General features: G+C 59.0%; 4 protein-coding genes. All 4 read right to left on the reverse strand.

Annotation, left to right across the window (positions count from 1 at the left end; all coding sequences use genetic code 11):
• Window positions 1–143: 143 nt before the first annotated feature.
• Entirely contained in the window at window positions 144–383 is a 240-nt protein-coding gene (locus H587_RS0116250) for a hypothetical protein (protein WP_027177129.1), read from the reverse strand.
• Window positions 380–823, reverse strand: a complete 444-nt coding sequence (locus tag H587_RS0116255; protein ID WP_027177130.1) for a hypothetical protein — start codon at window positions 821–823, stop codon at window positions 380–382. Before H587_RS0116255 ends, H587_RS0116250 begins: the two co-directional genes overlap by 4 nt.
• 23 nt (window positions 824–846) lie before the next feature.
• A complete protein-coding gene (locus tag H587_RS0116260; protein ID WP_027177131.1) occupies window positions 847–1,299 on the reverse strand; it encodes a hypothetical protein in 453 nt (150 codons plus the stop codon).
• Window positions 1,296–1,984, reverse strand: a 689-nt coding sequence (locus tag H587_RS20735) for a hypothetical protein (protein ID WP_211219525.1), incomplete at its 5' end; no start/stop codon positions are given. The genes H587_RS0116260 and H587_RS20735, both read right to left, overlap by 4 nt.

Raw genomic sequence — 1,984 nt, forward strand, 5'->3', positions numbered from 1 at the left:
AGCCTCCCCGTCTTTCTGTAACGCCCCGAAGGGGCCTGTCCTGCAAAAGGGTGACGGGCTCTCGTCCCGCCCCCTTCGGGGGGCTTCAGAAAGGCGGAAACCTCTCTGCCTTTCTGTAGACCGGCGGAGCCGGGCGAAGCCGGTCAGGAGGAAGAGGAGCGGCTGACGGTGAAGGAAGAGACCCGCCCCTTGTCCAGACGCAGCATGATGATGCGGTATTCGTAGATCCAGGCGTCGTCGTCCGTGAAGTTCGGCCGGAGTCGGCTGAACCGCTTCCGCGTTTCCGGGTCCATGGGAGTCTTCAGGGTTTGGCCGTAGTAGAGCTGGGACGGGGTTTCCAGCCTGGGCGCGCCCAGGAGCCGCACGGCCTCGTCGCGGGTCATACCCGGCGCAGCCCGGCCGCCGTGGTCGTGGTGAAGGTCCCCTTGGGCACGCGCGCGCACAGCCGGGCGTCCTTCAGCCTTCGCGCGGAATCCGCCAGCATCGCGCGAACCACGTCGTCCCGGAATCCTGAAAACACGGCCACCACGCCGGAACCGGTCTCCTCGTAGCAATAGGCGAAGCGGTCCCAGCCGGGGAGGGATTGGGCCTTGCCGAAGCGGCGCAAGACGTCCTCTTCGGTGTCCTTTTCCAGCGTGACCCAGGGCAGGACGAACAGCCGTTCGTCGAGCGGAGTGTCCGGGCCCTCGTAACTGGCGTTGTCCCCGGTGGGAGGGAAAAGGTACTCGTCCAGGACAAAGGTTTCGCCCGCCCGGGCCGGAACGACCGGGAGCAGGATGCAGGCCGCGACCAGAACGGCCCGGAACAGTTCAGCGCGCGACATGGAGGAATTCCTTTCCGGCCTTTCTATGACCCCCCGAAGGGGGCGGGGCCGGGGGGGGCGTTGAGGCGGAATTCGCGCCTGGGCTTTTTCCAATAGACCCCAGGGTCCAGCCGGCCTCTCTCGTATGTCGGATTGACCAACTCCAGGCCCGGCGACCACCCCTCTTCGTCGATGGCCGCCCAGTCGTAGACAGCGGCCTTCATCACCTCCGTGCGGCCTTCGTAGGCCAGCGACACCAGGTCGCCGTTCACCTCGTAGCGGCACGGGGTCTCCTTGCGGGTCATGTTTTTGCGGGGGCCGGAACCTTCCGTGGGGTCCCAGAACTCAGTGACGATCCGGCATTCGCCGCCGTGCCGCAACTCGATGCACTGCGTCCATTCGGACTCGGTCAGCACGCAATAGGCGCCGGAGAGGTCCTGGGCCAAGGCGGATATTGAACTTGCACAAAAAAAGAATAATAAAGCGATCTTTTTCATTTCATCACCTTGCCTTTTGGATCATATTCAATATGGATATGGTTATTGTCTGGGTCATCAGGGTACTCTTCATACAGCACATCATAATCCTTTCCGAGTTCCTTACTCAGTTTGTTTTGTATTTTTAGCATTATAGTTCTATTATACTTTTTTGCCCGAATATCGATTGCTAAATTTTTATAATGAAGAGAGTTGGGACTATGAATACTGTCATTCGCAGATGAAATTACAACCTTGGCGCCATTTTCATGGAAAATTCTTCCAATAGTTTCATATTGGTTCGTAATTCTCGGGTCAAGATTCGCATCTCTCACCCGTTTTGCTTTTGGGAACATATCTCTCGGGTCAATGCTTCGGCTTATAGTTGCATTTTCCTGCTCGATTGTCGGAGATGGTACCTCTTTCTGAGGCAATTCCGGCAAATCATCCTTGCTCGGCCAATCCGGCAATTCAAGTCCGCTCGGCCAGTCGGGCAATTCCGGCAATGGCTCACGTTGCGTCTCGGCCCTCGGTTGCCTGTGATCCAAGCCTTGATTTGCCGGTCTGTATGCGAGCCGTTCGTTCAGCACATCCCGGCCGCCCCCTTCGGGGGTTTCCAGAAAGGCGAGAGCCTCTTGGCCGTTCTGTAGACCCCCGAAGGGGGGCAGCAGGCTTCCGCCCCGGGCCGTTTCCTCCTTGGGCTTCT

This window comes from Desulfovibrio aminophilus DSM 12254, assembly GCF_000422565.1.
GTDB lineage: Bacteria > Desulfobacterota > Desulfovibrionia > Desulfovibrionales > Desulfovibrionaceae > Aminidesulfovibrio > Aminidesulfovibrio aminophilus.

Bases quoted from the DNA above. Each gene is read 5' to 3' on its own strand.
- H587_RS0116250 (WP_027177129.1), bottom strand. From the start codon at position 383: ATGACCCGCGACGAGGCCGTGCGGCTCCTGGGCGCGCCCAGGCTGGAA.
- H587_RS0116255 (WP_027177130.1), bottom strand. From the start codon at position 823: ATGTCGCGCGCTGAACTGTTCCGGGCCGTTCTGGTCGCGGCCTGCATC.
- H587_RS0116260 (WP_027177131.1), bottom strand. From the start codon at position 1,299: ATGAAAAAGATCGCTTTATTATTCTTTTTTTGTGCAAGTTCAATATCC.